Annotated in this window: 14 protein-coding genes; all 14 read left to right on the top strand. The window is 41.8% G+C overall.

Annotated features, from left to right (window positions below):
- The first annotated feature begins 12 nt into the window (after positions 1-12).
- The 14 genes from BUE76_RS19420 (at position 13) to BUE76_RS19355 (ending at position 17,754) form a co-directional block, all read left to right on the top strand.
- A complete protein-coding gene (locus BUE76_RS19420) occupies positions 13-2,370 on the top strand; it encodes a GumC family protein (RefSeq protein ID WP_073044729.1) in 2,358 nt (785 codons plus the stop codon).
- Between the two features lie 137 nt (positions 2,371-2,507).
- On the top strand, positions 2,508-3,047 hold the full coding sequence (gene nusG / locus BUE76_RS19415) for a transcription termination/antitermination protein NusG (protein ID WP_073044731.1): 540 nt from the start codon (positions 2,508-2,510) through the stop codon (positions 3,045-3,047).
- A gap of 190 nt (positions 3,048-3,237) precedes the next feature.
- Positions 3,238-4,341, top strand: a complete 1,104-nt coding sequence (gmd, locus tag BUE76_RS19410) for a GDP-mannose 4,6-dehydratase (protein ID WP_073044733.1) — start codon at positions 3,238-3,240, stop codon at positions 4,339-4,341.
- A gap of 229 nt (positions 4,342-4,570) precedes the next feature.
- Positions 4,571-6,028, top strand: coding sequence for a polysaccharide biosynthesis protein (locus tag BUE76_RS19405; RefSeq protein WP_143157348.1), 1,458 nt, complete (start codon positions 4,571-4,573; stop codon positions 6,026-6,028).
- A gap of 6 nt (positions 6,029-6,034) precedes the next feature.
- Positions 6,035-6,211, top strand: a complete 177-nt coding sequence (locus BUE76_RS25485) for a glycosyltransferase family 2 protein (protein WP_083596579.1) — start codon at positions 6,035-6,037, stop codon at positions 6,209-6,211.
- Positions 6,212-6,331: 120 nt separating this feature from the next.
- A complete protein-coding gene (locus BUE76_RS19395; protein WP_143157349.1) occupies positions 6,332-7,027 on the top strand; it encodes a glycosyltransferase family protein in 696 nt (231 codons plus the stop codon).
- 37 nt (positions 7,028-7,064) lie between these two features.
- Complete coding sequence (locus BUE76_RS19390; RefSeq protein ID WP_073044738.1) at positions 7,065-8,114, top strand: glycosyltransferase family 2 protein; 1,050 nt, start codon at positions 7,065-7,067, stop codon at positions 8,112-8,114.
- Between the two features lie 75 nt (positions 8,115-8,189).
- The gene (locus tag BUE76_RS19385; RefSeq protein ID WP_073044740.1) at positions 8,190-9,854 is read left to right on the top strand and encodes a hypothetical protein; all 1,665 of its coding nucleotides are present in this window, start codon (positions 8,190-8,192) and stop codon (positions 9,852-9,854) included.
- Positions 9,855-10,174: 320 nt separating this feature from the next.
- Entirely contained in the window at positions 10,175-11,395 is a 1,221-nt protein-coding gene (locus BUE76_RS19380) for a glycosyltransferase (protein WP_073044742.1), read from the top strand.
- Between the two features lie 158 nt (positions 11,396-11,553).
- Entirely contained in the window at positions 11,554-12,630 is a 1,077-nt protein-coding gene (locus BUE76_RS19375) for a CgeB family protein (protein WP_073044744.1), read from the top strand.
- Positions 12,627-13,796, top strand: a complete 1,170-nt coding sequence (locus BUE76_RS19370) for a glycosyltransferase family 4 protein (protein ID WP_073044746.1) — start codon at positions 12,627-12,629, stop codon at positions 13,794-13,796. Before BUE76_RS19375 ends, BUE76_RS19370 begins: the two co-directional genes overlap by 4 nt.
- A gap of 438 nt (positions 13,797-14,234) precedes the next feature.
- Positions 14,235-15,416 (top strand): glycosyltransferase, encoded by a 1,182-nt coding sequence (locus BUE76_RS19365; RefSeq protein ID WP_073044830.1) that lies wholly within the window; start codon positions 14,235-14,237, stop codon positions 15,414-15,416.
- Positions 15,417-15,515: 99 nt separating this feature from the next.
- A complete protein-coding gene (locus BUE76_RS19360; RefSeq protein WP_073044748.1) occupies positions 15,516-16,100 on the top strand; it encodes a putative colanic acid biosynthesis acetyltransferase in 585 nt (194 codons plus the stop codon).
- A 40-nt stretch (positions 16,101-16,140) separates the two neighbouring features.
- Complete coding sequence (locus tag BUE76_RS19355; RefSeq protein ID WP_083596581.1) at positions 16,141-17,754, top strand: capsule assembly Wzi family protein; 1,614 nt, start codon at positions 16,141-16,143, stop codon at positions 17,752-17,754.
- The last annotated feature ends 8 nt before the right edge of the window (positions 17,755-17,762 follow it).

Here is a 17,762-nt window from a genome sequence, read left to right as displayed (position 1 = left end):
CCTTTACCCTTTATGCAAACCCAGGAACCAAAACAGTACTCCGGCATACAAGACCGGGACGATAACCTGCTGCAGGATATGCTTGCCAAGTACCTTCCTTACTGGCCATTATTCCTTGTATTACTCCTGATGAGTACGGCTGCTGCATGGACTTATTTGCGGTATAAGAACCCGGCTTACCTGGCTTCTGCCACCGTGCTCATCAAGGATGAGAATAAGGGTATTTGGGACCAGTCGGAGATACTGCAATCCATGAACTTGTTTGGTGCCAGCAAGATTGTAGAGAATGAGATAGAAGTAATCCGTTCGCGCACCCTTGCAAAGGAGGTGGCCCGTAACCTGAAACTGTACGCACCTACAACTGTTGAAGGCAAGTTCAACGACCGGTCGGCCTACACTACCGCTCCCATCACCATCGAACATAAAGATCCGGAGCACCTAAAAGAGTGGGACAAGGTCTATTTCACCTTTGATTCCAGCTCTGCTTCAGTGGCTATTGATGGAAAAAAGTATAGCCTGAACACCTGGCACCAAACGCCTTATGGCGTCTTGCAGTTCCGCCGCAACAAGTACTACGCTGGTGCGTCCGGTGTGCAAAAGCCTTTGTACTTCTCCCTGGTGGACCTGCGCACTGCCGCAGGCAATATGTTGAACAACCTGTCGGTAAATGCTACCAGCAAACAGTCTTCGGTGCTGAACCTGGAAATTCAGGATGAAGAGCCGGTAAGAGGGGAGGACATGCTCAACGAACTGATTGCCGCTTACGAAAGGGCTGCTATCAACGATAAAAATGTACTGGCAGCCAATACCCTGAAATTTGTACAGGAACGCCTGCATTATGTAGTTAAGGAGTTGGACTCTGTAGAACAGCAACTGGAGCGCTTCCGCACCCAAAACAAGATCGTGGACATCAGCAGCCAGGGTAAAATGTTCCTGGATAACGTGGGTGCTAACGATCAGCGCCTTACAGAGGTAACCATGCAACTTTCTGTACTCGACCAGGTAGAGCGTTATGTGTTGTCGAAGAACAATAAGGAAGGCATTGTGCCAGCTACCCTTGGTGTTACCGACCCTGTACTCACTCAATTGCTCCAGCGGTTGTACGAGGCCGAGATGCAGTATGAAAGGCTTCGCAAGACCACGGCGGAAAACCATCCTATGATGGTGTCGCTGGCCGAGCAGATTGATAAAATACGTCCCGGTATCCTGGAAAACGTACGCAGCCAGCGTAACAACCTGGAGGCTGGTAGGAGTGATGTATATGCTGCCAGCAATAAGTTCAACTCCATTCTTTATAGCCTTCCCGAGAAGGAGCGTGAGCTTTTGAGCATCAGCAGGCAGCAGGCCATTAAGAATAACATCTACACCTTCCTTCTGCAAAAGCGTGAGGAAACAGCGCTATCTTTTGCTTCCACAGTTTCCGATAGCCGGCTGGTAGATGTTGCCCAGTCTTTTCCCAAACCTGTAAGCCCTGTTCCCAAGATGGTTTACCTGATGGCCATTGTGGCTGCAATAGGTGCCGGTATTGGCTTTGTTACCATCAAGGAAGTACTTAACCGGAACATTATGTTTCGCACCGAGATTGAACAGCTTTCTGCTGTCCCGATCCTGGGTGAGGTGGCCTATAGCTCGGACAAGAACCCTTTAGTGGTAGGCGAAGGAAAACGAACCATTCAGGCCGAGCAGTTCAGGCACCTACGCACTTCACTGGGATACCTGGGTATCAACTCACGTAAAAAGAAAATACTGATTACTTCTTCCATATCAGGGGAAGGCAAAAGCTTTGTCACTGCCAACCTGGGTATCAGCCTTGCGCTGATGGGTAAGAAGGTGGTAATGCTGGAACTGGATCTGCGTAAGCCACGCCTAGCCAGCCTTCTGGGGGTTGCCCGCTTAACAGGGGTTACTAATTTCCTGATCAGTGAAAAAGATGCAGAAGAGATCATAAAGCCTACTGCTATCAATACCAATCTTTTTGTGGTACCTAGCGGACCCATTCCTCCAAATCCATCGGAGTTGATAGGAAATGGGCAGTTGGGTGAATTGTTTGCCTACCTGGAGCAGCATTTTGATTATATCCTGGTAGATACAGCACCCATTAGCCCAGTAACCGATGCCTATATCCTTTCACCCATGTGCGATGCTACCCTATACATGGTACGGCATGGATATACACCCCGGATGTTTGTCAGAAAATTAGATGAACAGATCAGGATGAACGGGTTGAATAATATGGCCATCATCTTCAATGGTGTTAAGAACCGTGGTTACGGTAATTATGGATATGGTTATGGCCATGCATATGGTAATGGCTATGCCTACAACGAAGAAGGCGACAAGCAGCCCAAGCGTAAAAAGCTCGTAGGCTAAGGACCCGCCGCAATCTATCAGTTACACAGAAGTTTCAATCAAATCAAGTCAGGCAAAACCAACTGACCCGGGAACAGGATGTTACCGGGATAGGCGAAGCCCTGCCTGCTTGCAAAAGCTAACAAACAGAGAATACCATGACTGCTGAAACCAACTGGTATGTGCTGTACACCAGACCCAAATGGGAAAAGAAAGTGGCCGGGCAATTGGCACGCATGGAAATAACAAACTACTGCCCGTTGAACAAAGTGCATAAACAATGGCACGATCGAAAGAAGTGGGTAGATGAACCGCTCTTTCCTTCTTACGTTTTTGTGCAAACCTCGCTAAAGCAGCACTCTTATATCCGGGAAGTGCCTGGGGTGCTCAGTTTTATTAGCTGGCTGGGAAAAGCCGCAGTAGTTAAGCAATCGGAAATAGACGCCATCAGGGATTTCTTAACCAAGCACCGCAATGTGCAGCTCGAGAAAGTTTCCTTACGCACCAGTGATTTGGTGCGTATTGCAGATGGTCCATTGGCCAACATGGAAGGCAAGGTGGTTCAGGTGTCGGCGAATACTGTAAAAGTGTCTATCCCTTCACTGGGTTATGCACTGGTAGCAGAAGTGGCCCGTACCAACCTTGTGGTAATACAACCGCCATCGCAAAGTGGGCTGGCAAATAAAATCTCTGCCTGATCCTCTAATCGGTTTGTATAAGTATATGGCACTTGCCAGTAATAAACTGAACTGCTAACAGCAATGTAAATACCATCTGCAGATTGCCTGCAATGGAAATTTGTAACAGCGCAAACAAGTAAAAAACATATTGCTTCACAGTGCCACAGTATTCCTTTGGTATTTCCCCCCTAACCGAATTCAGCTTTACATGAAAACAGCATTAATCACCGGAATTACAGGACAAGACGGGGCCTACCTGGCCGAATTGCTTCTAGAGAAGGGATATAGGGTGCATGGCATCAAGCGCCGTGCTTCACTGATTAATACCAGTCGGATCGATCACTTGTACCAGGATCGGCACGAAGCGGATGTACGCTTTACGCTCCATTACGGCGATATGACCGACAGCATGAACCTGGTAAAGATCATACAGGAAACACAACCCGATGAAATTTACAACCTGGCTGCTATGAGCCATGTGAAAGTTTCTTTTGATACCCCCGAGTACACCGCCAATGCAGATGGCATTGGTACCCTGCGCCTGCTGGAAGCCATTCGCATACTGGGAATGGAAAAGAAGACCCGGTTGTACCAGGCCTCCACTTCCGAACTGTATGGATTGGTGCAGGAAGTGCCGCAACGCGAAACCACGCCTTTCTACCCGCGCAGCCCTTATGCCGTAGCCAAGCTTTATGCTTACTGGATTACAGTGAACTACCGCGAGGCATATGGCATGTATGCCTGTAATGGTATTCTCTTTAACCACGAGAGCCCGCTGCGGGGTGAAACCTTTGTTACCCGCAAGATTACCCGTGGCATTGCCGCCATCGCTCTCGGGTTGCAGGATTGCCTGTACATGGGTAATATCGATGCGCAACGCGACTGGGGCCATGCCAAAGATTACGTGGAAGCCATGTGGCGGATGCTCCAGCAGGATACTCCTGAAGACTTTGTAATCGCTACCGGCATCACAACCAGGGTTCGTGATTTTATCCGGATGGCCTTTGAAGAAGTAGGTATTGAGCTCGCCTTTCAGGGTAAAGGGGTTGATGAGAAAGGATATGTCGTTTCCTGTAACCACCCCGACTTCCATTTGGAACCCGGAAAAATGGTACTGGCTATCGACCCTGCTTATTTCCGCCATACCGAAGTAGACCTGCTGATTGGCGATGCTTCAAAGGCAATGCAGCAGCTTGGTTGGAAGCCAAAATACAGTTTGGCTGCTTTGGTAAAGGAAATGATGGAAAATGATCTGAAAATTTTGTCTGGAAAAGAGGCACAAACTTCCCAAAACCATTTGTTGTATAGATAGGTTAAAGGTTATGGTTGTTATAATTACCGGCCGGTATTAAAGGAACAATTCGGTGCGGGATCATGATAGCTGCGTTATTAAACGGGATTTAGAGGTTTGAAGCAGCGAGAAATTGTGAATATCCCTTTAAGTTCAAAAGGATTGTGAAAAGGTGGTTTAGCATATGTCTACAAGGAAAAGGATACTAGAAGGTAGCGCAACATCGTGGTTGAAAATCATATTAACCTTCATGACCCAATTGGTATTAGTACCCTTTTATCTATCATACTGGAGTGCTGAAATTTATGGCGTTTGGATTGGTATCACCTCCCTATTAACCTTGTTGCAGATACTAGATATGGGGCACCATAATTTTTTGGAGTATGAATTTTATAAATTGGCTGGTACTGATAAAGTACAGTTTGCACAGTTTCTAAGCTCTGGATTACTGATCAGTATTCTTTTGGGCTTACTTCAGCTCCTGCTTATATATGTGCTGATTGAAGCAAACTTCATTTCGGATATTTTTAAGGATGTTGATAGGGGCCTGATTGAAGATGCTGGAAGCGTGTTATTAATTCAAGGTATTACCTGGTGTGTTACAGGAAGTCCAGGTGGTTTACTGGTGCGGGCACTTTACTCTTTTGGCTATTTGCCGAGGATGGGGTGGTGGGGGATTGCATTTACTATTCTCACATCAGTTGCCCCTTTGTTAGCAGTTATTCAAGGTGCAGGCCTTCTGGAGGCTGGCGCTGCTCTGGCTGGAGCTACCCTTTTCTATTACTTAATGATGTTTTGGGATATCAAAAAACAGTTAAGGAAAATAGCGTTACCCTTCGTTAGGCCTAGTACAGGTATTGGTTGGATAAATCTTTATAAATCTTCTGTTTTATCATACAAGGCAGTAATGGAGTTGCTTAGACAGCAGGGGGTACGATTAATATTAGCGCCGATGGTGGGATCAAAAGCCTTGGTTGACTTTGCAACCATGCGCACTGGGGCTAATACCATGCTCCAAGGCTTGGGAACCATCACTAATCCAATGATGCCGGAGTTGATGAAGTTTTTATTAGCCAGGGATCAGAAAAAAGTTGCGTTAACATTTAGTGTGGTATGGTTGATGTTAATGTTAGTGCTTGCGCCAGGTGCGCTTTTGCTTCAGGCATATGTAGCGCCATTGTTTACCATATGGACAATAGGGAAAATTGCTTTTGATCCTACTGTTTTTGGCTTATTGTCAATGACTGTACTTGTATACGCATACGCACAACCATCCATATCAATTGTTGTAGGTAATAATCTCTTAAAGCCACAATTTGTTATAACAACGTCATCTTCTGTGCTCCTAATAATTTTACTCCTTCTTTTTGTCCCTCCAGTTGGAATCAAAGGAGCAAGTGCTGCTTTATTAATGGTTGAGATCTTCGTTGCTATTTTCTATAATCATTATGCACAAATATGGCTTGAAGGCAATAGTGTTAAGTGGCCAAGGAGCTTAGCTAAAATGGCTTCGTTTTCTGTATTCATAACTGCTGTTGCGTTTTTTATAATGCATGTAGCTCCAGGTTTTAAGTTGATGATTTTGTTTGCTTCTTTAGTCATTTTGTTAATGAATGCTATCAGATACTTAAAAGTAGCCCCAATTGAAATGGGCGCTATTATTAAGAATAGGGGCCGCAAATATTTTGAATTGTTGCGTGGACGATAAATTAATATGTTTCCAACTATTTCAATTATAACCATTGTATACAATGGAATGCCTTATTTGGAGGACTGTATAGAATCTATTCTGAAACAGGAGATAAGTACCTGGGAATTATTGATAAGTGATGATGGGTCAACCGATGGGTCAAGGGCATACCTGAGATCAATAAATGATCCTAGAATTTGAGTTTTTGAGCAGGAACAGAACCTGGGTATTTTCAATAACCTTAATTTTTTATTTTCAAAAGCACAAGCTCCAGTTTCCCAGATTCTCTGCCAGGATGATTTCTTTGTATCTGCCCGCTCTTTGAACATACTGCTGAATTTTTGGGAAAAAGCCGATTCTGCTTTGGGTTTTGTGCGGTTCAATCATCAGAATGAAAGTGATTCAAACCGGCTAGTCAAATATGAAAAGAAGGTACTGCCTAAAACTATAAAGGCGGGTCATGCTGATCTATGGTTTTATGTTTTTGGAAACTTTCCGGGCAATCTTTCAAATGTATCCTTACGCACCAGGGTAGTAAGCAGTGTCGGCATGTTTGATCAATCGCTTCCGTTTGCAGGAGATTTCGAATTTTGGCACCGTGCCTCCAAAAAATACGATGTGGGTGTACAGAGTGAAGTGATCGTTCAAGTAAGAGTTCATAAAAATCAGGCTTCCAATTACCTGAACTTAAAAGGTGAACTGGTGGAACAAAAAATTAAGATTGCCAATAAGATGTACCGTGGCCTTATAGCGTCACACCCGCATCTGATGCGAAGACTGAAATTTCATGGAACGCTTCAGTATGATGCCCTGGATAGGTACTTAGCTGTAAAATTTTTACTAAAAGGAAATAAGGAATATTTAAAGGAGGTGAACAAACACGCTGCACATAGCGAGTGTATTCGTAAAAATTTTAAATGGGCCATTTTCTTTATTTCATTGGGTGGGAGAATCGGCCGGGTTTATTCTGCCAAGCGTTTGTTGCAGGCTTTTCAGGTTGGTTCAAATGCCATATAGTGAAAACTTTTAGATAATACCCTAATTCATCATCAGCATGATGCAATCTTATTCCTGCCCTGAAATATCAATTATTATTCCCGTTCGCAATGGACTGCCTTTTATCAAAGAATGCTTGGAGTCCGTATTTCGTCAAACCTCTGCTCAGTGGGAGGTTTTAATTGGCGACAATGGTTCAACTGACGGAACAAGAGAGTACCTGGCATCCTTAAGTGATTGCCGGGTAAGCATCTTCAATCATGAAAGTAATTTAGGTATTTCCGGAAATCTGAACTTTCTTTTTAAAAGGGCAAAAGCGCCTATTTGTCAGATACTTTGCGCTGATGATTACTTTATAAATGAAGCCAGCCTTTCGACTATTTTGGCTTATTGGCAGTCAGCTCCAAGTGACTTAGGTTTTGCATTTGCACTAAATGAAGGAGCACATAGTTCCCTTATGAGGTTTGAACGGAAATGCTTGCTGGATTTTTATCCAGTCGGTTCAAGTTGTGAACATTTTTTCTTGTTTGGAAATATTCCAGGAAATCTGTCTAATGTTTCTTTACGGACCAGTATACTGGATAGTTGTGGCTTTTTTGCCACCGATTTTAGAAGTGCCCTTGATTATGAATTTTGGGCTAGGGCATCGGAAAATTTTGGCATGGGAGTACTTAAGAATGTTCTAACCCATATACGCAGACATGCGAACACTGCATCTGTTTATTTGAATGTAAAAGGTGAGGAGATTGCCGAAAAAGAAAAAATCATCCTTTGGCTTTACTTGAAATTAAAAGAAAAATATCCTTCATTATTATTCTTTTTAAAATTGCATGCGACACTCAGTTATGATTCATACTACAGACAAATTGGGCTAAAATACCTCTTGAAAGGTCGGCCAGCATACTATCTTTTCTTACAAGCACATCAGGACTCAGAGTTTATGCTGTCAAGGATTTTGAAATGGTGTGTATTTATTATTTCTGCTGGCGGAAAGTTTGGTTTGATGCTCTCGGCCAAATACCTGCATCGAAAAATGGAGCAGCATCAAGAAGAAATCCTTAAAAGCAAAGTTCATGCTGCAGTATTGAAGATGAGTCAAGCACATTAAGAGTTATAGGAATCTATTCATGATGTGCCTTTCTCATTCTAGTATAGTAACTGCAGGACAACAATAAACCTTATTATGAAGGTGAACAAGCAAGTACAGAACAGTCAGTTAACCAATTATTCAAATAAGGCGGATGCAAAGAAAACCTATGGTAGAATGATTGATTTTTCTTGGTTGATTATGCTGATTGCGGTTGGTTATCAAGTGTTAGTTCATACCGACATGAAAAACATTTTTGCGTTATCATGTGTGGTAGTAGGGTGGGCGCTCGTTGTAAAAGCACTCTTTCTTACGAATTCGTTTGCGCGGCATCCTTTTTCAACTTTTTTAATTTTGGGTTATGCTCTTACTCAAATTTACTTTCCAGTAGTTTTTATGTCAATTGAAGGGAAAAGTTTGATTCATAACCTTGAATTGCCAAATGAGGTCTTTTTGCATGCTTTATTTTCCTTGATTATTTTATTGATTGCTCATCTTTTATATCGAAGAAAGGCAAGTTCCAGCAACCGGAGTTTAACAGCGGCACAGCAAGTGTTACAACGACTTAAGTTTTTTGTTGCACCAAATAACTTCCAGATATGGTTCATGGGTTTTTTGGGTCTTTTTTCGATGTTTTTTATCCATTTCTTCACCTCTACTTCATATGATGAAAAGGAAACAGGAAACAATATCATTAGAAGTTTTATACCATTCGCCTATGCGCCATTCTTTATACCATTCTCCTTGTTGTTTGGTAAGGTTCAGATCGTTTCCAAAAGGTTGAAATTTCAACTGCTTTTTTATGGAATGCTAATTTTTGTTGTAAGTATTGGTGCAAATAGCCGTGGAGCGTTTATGTACAGTTTTACAGCTTTGGGGTACTCCTTTATCTTGGGTTATTTGCTGAAGCGATTTCAAATGCCCAAGATCAATCTCAAAATAATTGTTGGGTTCGGGGCTGCTTTATGGCTCTTTACTGGACCAATTCAGGATATTGGCGTTGCTATGGTAATGGTTAGAGGTGCTAGAGAAGATGTCTCTAGGGTTGCACTTATTTCCAAAACCTTGGAAGTTTACGAAGATTCAAGAGCGATTGCCGAATACAAAAAGTTAGCTAAGGTAACAAATCCAGATTGGGATGAAAACTACCTTGATAATATATTTCTCGCACGCTTTTGTAACCTCAAGTTTAATGATTTAAGCCTTATCCAGGCAAGAGGAATGGGAGCGGGTAACCCTAAAATGTTTGAATTTTCTGTTAACAGGTTCTATAGTTCTTTTCCTAGCCCTGTATTGAAACTTTTAAATATTGATGTGAAAAAGGAGGAGATAGTATCTTCTTCAATAGGTGATTACCTATACTATATTACAACAGGTGATCCTTATGCGATGGGTTGGTTTCGTACAGGTCATTTCTGTGGAACAGGAATGGCTACATTCGGATGGTGGTACTTACTAGTCTTGGGCATTTCAATCATTCCTGTCTATTATCTTGTTGATGCTTTTGTTTTGGTGTTAGGCAAGGGTACTGCATCTAGCTTTAAATTTAGTTTATGTGGCCTCCTCTCAATCACTTCGACATTTTCGTTTTTGCCTACAGAAAGTGTTATCAATGCTGTGGTTTTTACCTTAAGGGAGTGGCCGCAAACAGTGCTGCTTTACTTTGTGATTTTTCAATTCACGCTAATAATATCTTCTTTGTTCATAAAAAGAGGATATATAAATTACCATGGTAAGTATTCGCTAGCTCAAAACGGATAATGCTTCAACTAAATCTGGACATTGGGTATAGCGTTTGAACCAAAAAGTACCACATGCTTGTTTTTAGTGTTTACCCTGAATTTGTTGTTGTTGGTAAATGTTTGGCTGCTTATGACCTCATTAATAACATAGCTCTTGCTACTTTAAAAAAAATGTCAACATATAATTGAGCCAAAGAAAAAACTTGTAGTTGAATGTTCTTGTAGGGCGAAGCTAGGTAATTATAGTTTGAACTTCATCCCAGAAAGAAATAAAGCATTTCAAATGCAAGTATTCCCCTGTTGGATTTATTTCTTAACATCAATTTGTCAAACCTTCCTGTGAACATTGTTTTCTTTAGCCACCCTTTGTTTTTGAATCACCAAAGTATGCCGCGGTATCTTAATATGCTTGCCAATGGCATGCAGCGTAAAGGGCATACAATAGAAATTTTAGTTCCCAAACCCCTTTTTTTTAAATTGTCTGGTAACAACAAGTTTTTGGGTAAGTGGTTGGGCTATATTGATCAATTCTTGATTTTTCCTGTCCAATTCCTAAGGCGCCGTCGAAGCTTTCCGGAGAATACTCTTTTTGTTATTACTGATCACGCTTTAGGTCCCTGGGTTCCAATGGTCAGAAAGCTTCCACATATAGTTCATTGCCACGATTTTTTAGCTCAGTTATCAGCAGTCGGCAAAATTGAACAGTATACAACTGGATGGAGTGGTAGATTGTATCAAAGGTTGATAAGATGGGGGTACTCACAAGCGCAATACTTTATCTCAGCTTCTTTAAAGACAAAACATGATTTGCATTATTTTATCAACAAAGAGGTAGTAGTAAGTGAGGTGGTTTATAATACACAGAACAGGCCCCTTATAAAATTTAAAGTTGAAGAAGCAAGGTTCCAGTTATCGAATTATATCGGTGTCAATTTAAAGGCCGGATATATGCTCCATGTCGGTGGAAATCTGTGGTATAAAAATAGAGAAGGAGTTATCGAGATTTATGAATCTTGGCGTGCTAATTCTGATAATAGGTTGCCTTTAATACTTGTAGGTGAGCAGCCCAGCAAATGCTTGCTGGAAAAGAAAGAAATTTCTAAATATAAAGCTGATATACATTTTGTGACTGGTTTGCCCGATGAAGAAGTAAATAAAGCTTATTGTGGGGCTAGCTTGCTTTTGTTTCCTTCCTATGCAGAAGGGTTTGGTTGGCCCATTATTGAAGCAATGGAGTGTGGATGCCCTGTAGTTACAACAGGTGAAGCGCCAATGAATGAAGTGGGAGGTAGTGCTGCCTTCTATATTCCGAGAAAACCTCTCGAAAAGAGTTTACAAGATCAATGGGCTTCCATTTCGGCTGAAGTAATCAGTAAGGTGTTGAATTGCTCTGCATTGGAGCGTGAGGCTCATTTGCTAAATGGCTACCAGAATTGTATGAGATTTAGTTCAAAAGTAATCATTGATGACTTTGAATCTATTTATCTAAAAGTTGTGAATAAAGGAAAGTTGAATACAACGACATTGCCTATCGGAACACCTTCTTCCAAATTCATTTAATTTATTGTTTTTGCTTGTTGTGGAAGTGGATTCTTCACCTTGGAAATGTGTCGCAGGTGCTTGTATTTTCTTACTTACACTTAAATGGAGTTTTGCAAATTTTTATCGACCATTTTATTTCTCCGCGTCTGTAAAAAGCGGTAAATAATATTTTAATTATGGCAACTATATTGTACATAGGTGATGATAATACCGGATCTACTTCTGCGCATAGAGCTAAGGCACTGGAGCGTCTTGGCCATTCGGTGTCTATCCAAAATCCTTATGTTGGATTAAATAGCTCCTTAAATGGGAAATTTTCTGGGGCATTTCACTACAAAACTGGTTTTGTGTGGTTACAAAGAGCGGTGGTGAAATGGGTGCAAGAAAACCTTTGTAATACATCAAACTATGATTTAGTATGGATTGATAGTGGTGAATTGTTTGGTGTTAAGAGTTTGAAGTTGATTAAATCTCTAACATCCAAATTGGTTTTGTACAATGTTGATGATCCAACTGGTTCAAGAGATGGCAAAAGGTTTGATTCGCTTAAGAAATCAATGCCCTTTTATGATTTGATTGTTGTTGTGCGAAATGAAACCGAGCGTGAGTGTTATGAACTTGGTGCGAGGAAAGTGCTTAGGGTGTTTAGAAGTTATGATGAAGTTGCCCATTCGAGTGATAATCTGGATTTGAATGCATTATTAGCTTTTCAATCGGAAGTTGCTTTCATTGGAACCTGGATGCCGCATGAAGGAAGAGATGAATTCTTGATTGAACTCATTAAACAAAATATTCCTTTAAGCATTTGGGGAAATGGCTGGCACAAGAGCAAATATTATATGCAATTAAAGCCATGCATTCGTGGCAAGTCAATATATGGAAGAGACTATGTTGCCGCAATCCGGAGTTCTAAAATATGTATTGGAATGTTGTCGAAGGGCAATCGTGATTTGCACACTCAGCGATCTTTAGAAATTCCTTATGCAGGCGGGTTGTTTTGTGCCAAAAGAACAACCGAACATAATGCTATGTATTTGGAAGGTGAGGAAGCTGTGTTTTGGGAAGATGCATCTGAATGTGCAGCAGTTTGTAAGCAGTTGTTAGGTGATGATACCTTAAGGGAGCGGATCCGTAAAGCTGGCTTTGATCGTGTTATTTCTTTAGGCGTTGGCAATGAAGAGGTTTGCAAGAAAGTCATTCAGGCAATATTCAGTAAAGTGGATCAAACGGCTTACAACCCAGTAATTAAATGAAGGAAATCATTTTCGTAAATTCCCATCCCATACAGTATTTCGCTCCACTGTATAAGTACATGAACGAGCAAGGATTGCAAACAAAGGTGTGGTATTGTACCGAAGGTATGCTTCATGGTGCTGTTGATAAGGAGTTCGGCGTCAGAGTCAAATGGGACATTCCATTGCTGGATGGCTATGATTACCGGTTTTTCAAAAATTATGCTGCTAGACCTTCTCTGTCTGTCGGGTTTTTCAGTTTGGTCAACTTTGGTATGTTGATCACCTTATTTCGCCAGCCAAAATCCATTCTTGTTGTCCATGGATATCACTTCTTTACACACCTGTGCATCTTACTTCTGGCTCAACTTGCCGGACATACAGTTTGTCTTCGTTTTGAAGTGCCCAACAGTCAGGAGCAATTGAAGAAATCAAAAAAGCAAAAGCTAAGACGCATGCTGTTGAAGCATGTAGTTTTTCCCAGGGTAAACTACTTTCTGTATATCGGCAAAGAAAATCATCAACTTTATAAAAATTACGGCATACCAGAAGAGCAGCTGGTATTTTGCCCCTATGCTGTAGACAATAGCCGCTTTTTAGAAGCATTTGAACGAATCGCCGGTCAAAGGTTGGAAATACGTTCCAGGTTTGGTATCCCAAATAATGCCCAGGTAATTCTTTTTTCAGGTAAATACATTGATAAAAAGCGGCCTCTTGATCTGATGCAGGCCTTTTCTAAGTTGAACCATCCGAACTGCTGGTTGATCATGATTGGCGAAGGAGAACTAAGGATTGAAATCGAACAGTTCATCCTTAAGCATAAAGTTCAAAATGTTGTTTTGACCGGCTTTGTCAATCAATCTGAGATTCCAGCCTATTATGCAATCGGTGATGTCTTTGTTATGTGCTCCACAATAGGGGAAACTTGGGGATTATCTGTAAACGAGGCAATGAACTTTGACTTGCCGGTGATAGTTTCGGACTTAACGGGGTGTTCGGCTGACTTGGTCGAGCCTGGAGTAAACGGCTATGTATTTCCTACCGGGAATGTGGAAGCTTTAACAAGAACGCTACGGCAGGTATTGATTGATAAGCGGCTAAACTGGAGCACAACTTCCCGCCAAATCATCAGAAGGTACGATTACTCTGTTATTGTAAAAGAACTGAAAAATCTGGTCCGTACCTGATCTCACCCGGTTATGCTGAATTGCAATTCTGTTTTTGATGAGATGCAATCACATTTAGTTTGTTATTTCGGTCCATTTTTTTAATCCTTTGTGAGGCAAGCTACAATGGCCTGGGGTGACGGAGAAGCCGCTTTTTTTTATCCCCGGCGCCCTTCTGTACTGGGATCAGCTGATTTCTGGGCTTGTCATGCTGCTGAAGTGGTACATAAAATTGTTCGACTATCAGATTATGAACGTGCGCTGTATGTTCAAAGGGGTCGTAGGAACTCCGATCGGTTCAATCTGCAAGTGACATTAGATAAATTAGAGACTATTTATCACAGCATTTTAGAGCATTCCAATAAAGGATAAGCTTTTACTCATCTTTTTAGCTTTCACACCTTTCCAAAATCTTCCCACGCTACTGTTTAGTTGAAGGCTGTCAAAATTGATAGGAATATGAAAGTATTGAATGTTATTAGTTCCATGGACCCTGCTTATGGGGGTACCTGTCAGGGCTTACGAAATTCAATTCCGGAACTGACTAATTTGAATGTTTTAAATGAGGTTGTTTGTGTTGATGAACCTGGGGCTGATTACCTGCGCAATGATGTTTTTAAAATACATGCACTTGGTGGCCGCAAAACATCCTGGGCTTACAGCAAAGCACTTCTGCCATGGCTACTTACCAACATGACTCATTTCGACGTTGTGGTGGTACATGGTATGTGGCAATATGCCGGGTATGCAGTTAGAAAAGCCGCGGAAGTATTAAAAAAGGAGCGTGGTACTGGTGCAGTACCAAGGATATTTATCATGCCGCACGGTATGCTGGATCCCTATTTTCAAAAGGCGAGTGGTAGAAGAGTAAAAGCTATCCGAAACTGGTTGTATTACAAGTTGATAGAAGGTGAAAATATTAATAATGCTAACGGTCTTTTGTTTACCTGTATGGCCGAAATGAAACTGGCTAGGCAGCCTTTCCGGCCCTACAAACCAGTACAGGAGCATAATATAGGCTATGGCATTAATTTACCTCCGGCGCTCTGCAAAGACATGATAACAGCCTTCCGTTCTCATGTGCCTGCTTTGAAAAACGAACCATTCTTTTTGTTCTTAAGCAGGATTCATGAAAAGAAAGGTTTGATGTTATTGATAAATGCTTATCACCATGCGTTGCAGCATACAGCGCAATTACCGCATCTGGTGGTTGCAGGTCCCGGTTTGGATTCTGCCTTTGGGAGTAAGGTTTTTGAAATGGTGCATGAATTGGGGATACAACATCAAGTGCATTTTCCTGGTTTGCTGCTTGGAAAGGCCAAGTGGGGCGCTTTTTACGACTGTACCGCTTTTGTATTGCCCAGCCACCAGGAAAATTTTGGTATCTCCATTGTTGAAGCAATGGCTTGTGGCAAGCCGGTACTTATTTCTGACCAGGTTAATATATGGGAGGAAATAAAGGCTGCTGATGCTGGTCTAGTTGAAGCCGATACAATAGAAGGAGTTAAACGCATATTCAAACAATGGATTGCACTTTCCCCTGAACAAATAAAAGTAATGGGAAAGAATGCAAGGTCATGTGTTGACACCCATTTTTCTATGCAGCCTGTTGCATACAGAATGAAACAAGCGCTCTTTTAGGGAGAACGGATTTTGACAGCACACGCTGCTCTTCTTGTTTCAGTTTCAGAAATTACCAGCTTATAGATAGTGCCACTTGGCTTCAAGTATAATGCAAAGATGAAATTTCAAACTTTGGAAAGTTTCGAACTGCCGCAAGGTTTTCGAGGGAAGCCGGGTTGGTATGTCCAGTTGTGGTGGATTGTCGAACAGTTGCTGTTCCGGCCTTCCCCCCAATTTATGTATGGATGGCGTAGGTTGTTACTACGATTATTTGGTGCTAAAGTTGGGCGTAACGTCATCCTGCGACCTACAGTAAAGACACAGTTCCCCTGGAAAGTTAGCATTGGCGATAATACTTGGATTGGTGATGATGTGGTTTTATACAGCCTGGATCAAATTCATATTGGAAATAATGTGGTGGTCTCCCAAAAAAGTTATTTGTGCGCTGGTACACACAATTATAAGGAGCCGGATTTCCCTATTTACGGATTGCCAATTGTAGTGGAGGATGAATGCTGGATTGCTACCGATGTTTATCTGGCACCGGGTGTAACCGTTGGTCGAGGATCAATTGTAGGCGCAAGAAGTAGCGTTTTTAAAGATCTTCCTAGCGGAATGGTATGTATAGGAAGCCCAGCACAACCTATCAAAAAGCGGATTGCCGAAGAATCTTACATGCTTAAAGACCCTGCCCTGGTTTAAATGATTGTGTTCACGGTGCAGATACTGTAATTGCTTTATTATGGCCTTTCGAAAAACATGTGCTGGTCTGGGATTTTTACTGGTTGTGTGTATTCAGGTAAATGGACAGCAGAATGACTATCCAGTAGCAGAGGGGTTTATGATTAAAGGGTCGGATGCTGCTCAAGTGGTTGGTAAGGATAAATCGTTGCAATACATACAAGACACCAATATTGCCGAACTCCCTGAAAAATGGCGTTCAGCAATAGAAACACAATTGACCTATATGGAAGGTGCTGTTCCCTTTTGGTTCCGCGCCAATAAAGGTGGCAATGTTCCTGTTCCGAATGAGTCATTAAGTATAATAGGGGACCTTTATAGAGAGTATACTAAGATTAAAGGCGTGGACTGGGGTGGTGGTGTAATGGCCCGCATCAATGTGGGTGCACAAAAGGAACTGCATCTAGTGGAAGCATACGCTAAAGCTAAATGGAGCCTTTTTCAACTGAAGGCAGGGTTGTATCGCGAGTTTAAAGGCCTGGTTGATTCAAGTTTGTCTTCAGGGTCGCTGGCTATTTCCGGAAATGCAAATCCTATTCCATCAATTCAGGTTTCCATTCCCGATTTTGTTCACCTGCCTTTCTTAGGCAAGCTAATAAGTTTTAAAGGCAGCTTCGAACATGGCTGGATTGGTGATCTCCCTGTTAACTATGTTCATAATCCGTATCAGTATGAAAGGGTTAGTTCCGTAAAAAGCTATTTTCATCACAAAGCAATATATGGCCGCTTGGGTAAGCCAAACGGCCGGCTATTTTTAACTGCTGGCATCAATCACCAGGTTACCTGGGGCCATGAAAAGCAAATATTCGGACCTGAGTTCCATCTCAAACCTTTTGAAAGTATCATTCAGGTATTGATTGGTGGAAGCAAAAATGCATCCCAAAACATTTCCAAAGTAGGAAACCACCTCGGAACCCTTGATATGGGATTTGACTTTAACTTTTATGAAGGCCGAATATCCGTGTACCGACAATTCATTTATGATAAAGGTGCCTTGGCTTACCTGGCCAATGTAGCAGATGGATTGACTGGCTTTAGTGTCGAATTCAGAGAGTCAGATAAACACAAGGTTCGGCTTAATAAGGTCTTACTTGAAGTGGTGTACACTAAGAACCAGGCCGGTGAACAATGGTCTAAGGAAACTCCTTCCGGTCCTGAGCAATATTACAATCATGGTATCTATTCGGAAGGTTATAGTTTTAAACAAACCGGCATTGGTTCACCCTTTATTACAGAGAAAAAATATAGCAGAAAAGGCCTCCCATCTTCCCCGGCTGATTTCTTTATAAATAACAGACTTTTTTTAGTGCATATGGGTGCCATTGGTAGTGTGATGAAGTGGCGTTACAAAGCATTACTATCCTATTCTCAGAATTACGGAACTTATTATACCAGTAACAGCACTTTTTTTTGGTTCAATGGTGAAAGAAGACCTTTTGTGCCGTATGATGGCATTTTTCCAAAAGTAAATCAGGTATCGGTGTTTTTCGATGTGGGTCGTCAACTGAAAAAGGAAACCAGTGTTCATTTTTCTTTGGCTAATGACTCTGGTAAACTGCTCAATAATGCTACCGGAGTAAGTATAAGTCTCCGTAAGTCTTTACTCAGGCCATAGGCCCTCTA

The sequence above is a fragment of the Cnuella takakiae genome, from assembly GCF_001953305.1.
In the GTDB taxonomy this organism is placed as follows: Bacteria; Bacteroidota; Bacteroidia; order Chitinophagales; family Chitinophagaceae; genus Flavisolibacter; species Flavisolibacter takakiae.
The sequence above is the reverse complement of the archived record's forward strand: the minus strand, read 5'-3'. Positions and strand labels throughout refer to the sequence as shown.

Excerpts from the sequence above, each read along its gene's own strand:
- BUE76_RS19420 (WP_073044729.1), top strand. The coding sequence starts at position 13 with ATGCAAACCCAGGAACCAAAACAGTACTCCGGCATACAAGACCGGGAC.
- nusG (WP_073044731.1), top strand. The coding sequence starts at position 2,508 with ATGACTGCTGAAACCAACTGGTATGTGCTGTACACCAGACCCAAATGG.
- gmd (WP_073044733.1), top strand. The coding sequence starts at position 3,238 with ATGAAAACAGCATTAATCACCGGAATTACAGGACAAGACGGGGCCTAC.
- BUE76_RS19405 (WP_143157348.1), top strand. The coding sequence starts at position 4,571 with ATGACCCAATTGGTATTAGTACCCTTTTATCTATCATACTGGAGTGCT.
- BUE76_RS25485 (WP_083596579.1), top strand. The coding sequence starts at position 6,035 with ATGTTTCCAACTATTTCAATTATAACCATTGTATACAATGGAATGCCT.
- BUE76_RS19390 (WP_073044738.1), top strand. The coding sequence starts at position 7,065 with ATGATGCAATCTTATTCCTGCCCTGAAATATCAATTATTATTCCCGTT.
- BUE76_RS19385 (WP_073044740.1), top strand. The coding sequence starts at position 8,190 with ATGAAGGTGAACAAGCAAGTACAGAACAGTCAGTTAACCAATTATTCA.
- BUE76_RS19375 (WP_073044744.1), top strand. The coding sequence starts at position 11,554 with ATGGCAACTATATTGTACATAGGTGATGATAATACCGGATCTACTTCT.
- BUE76_RS19370 (WP_073044746.1), top strand. The coding sequence starts at position 12,627 with ATGAAGGAAATCATTTTCGTAAATTCCCATCCCATACAGTATTTCGCT.
- BUE76_RS19365 (WP_073044830.1), top strand. The coding sequence starts at position 14,235 with ATGAAAGTATTGAATGTTATTAGTTCCATGGACCCTGCTTATGGGGGT.
- BUE76_RS19360 (WP_073044748.1), top strand. The coding sequence starts at position 15,516 with ATGAAATTTCAAACTTTGGAAAGTTTCGAACTGCCGCAAGGTTTTCGA.
- BUE76_RS19355 (WP_083596581.1), top strand. The coding sequence starts at position 16,141 with ATGGCCTTTCGAAAAACATGTGCTGGTCTGGGATTTTTACTGGTTGTG.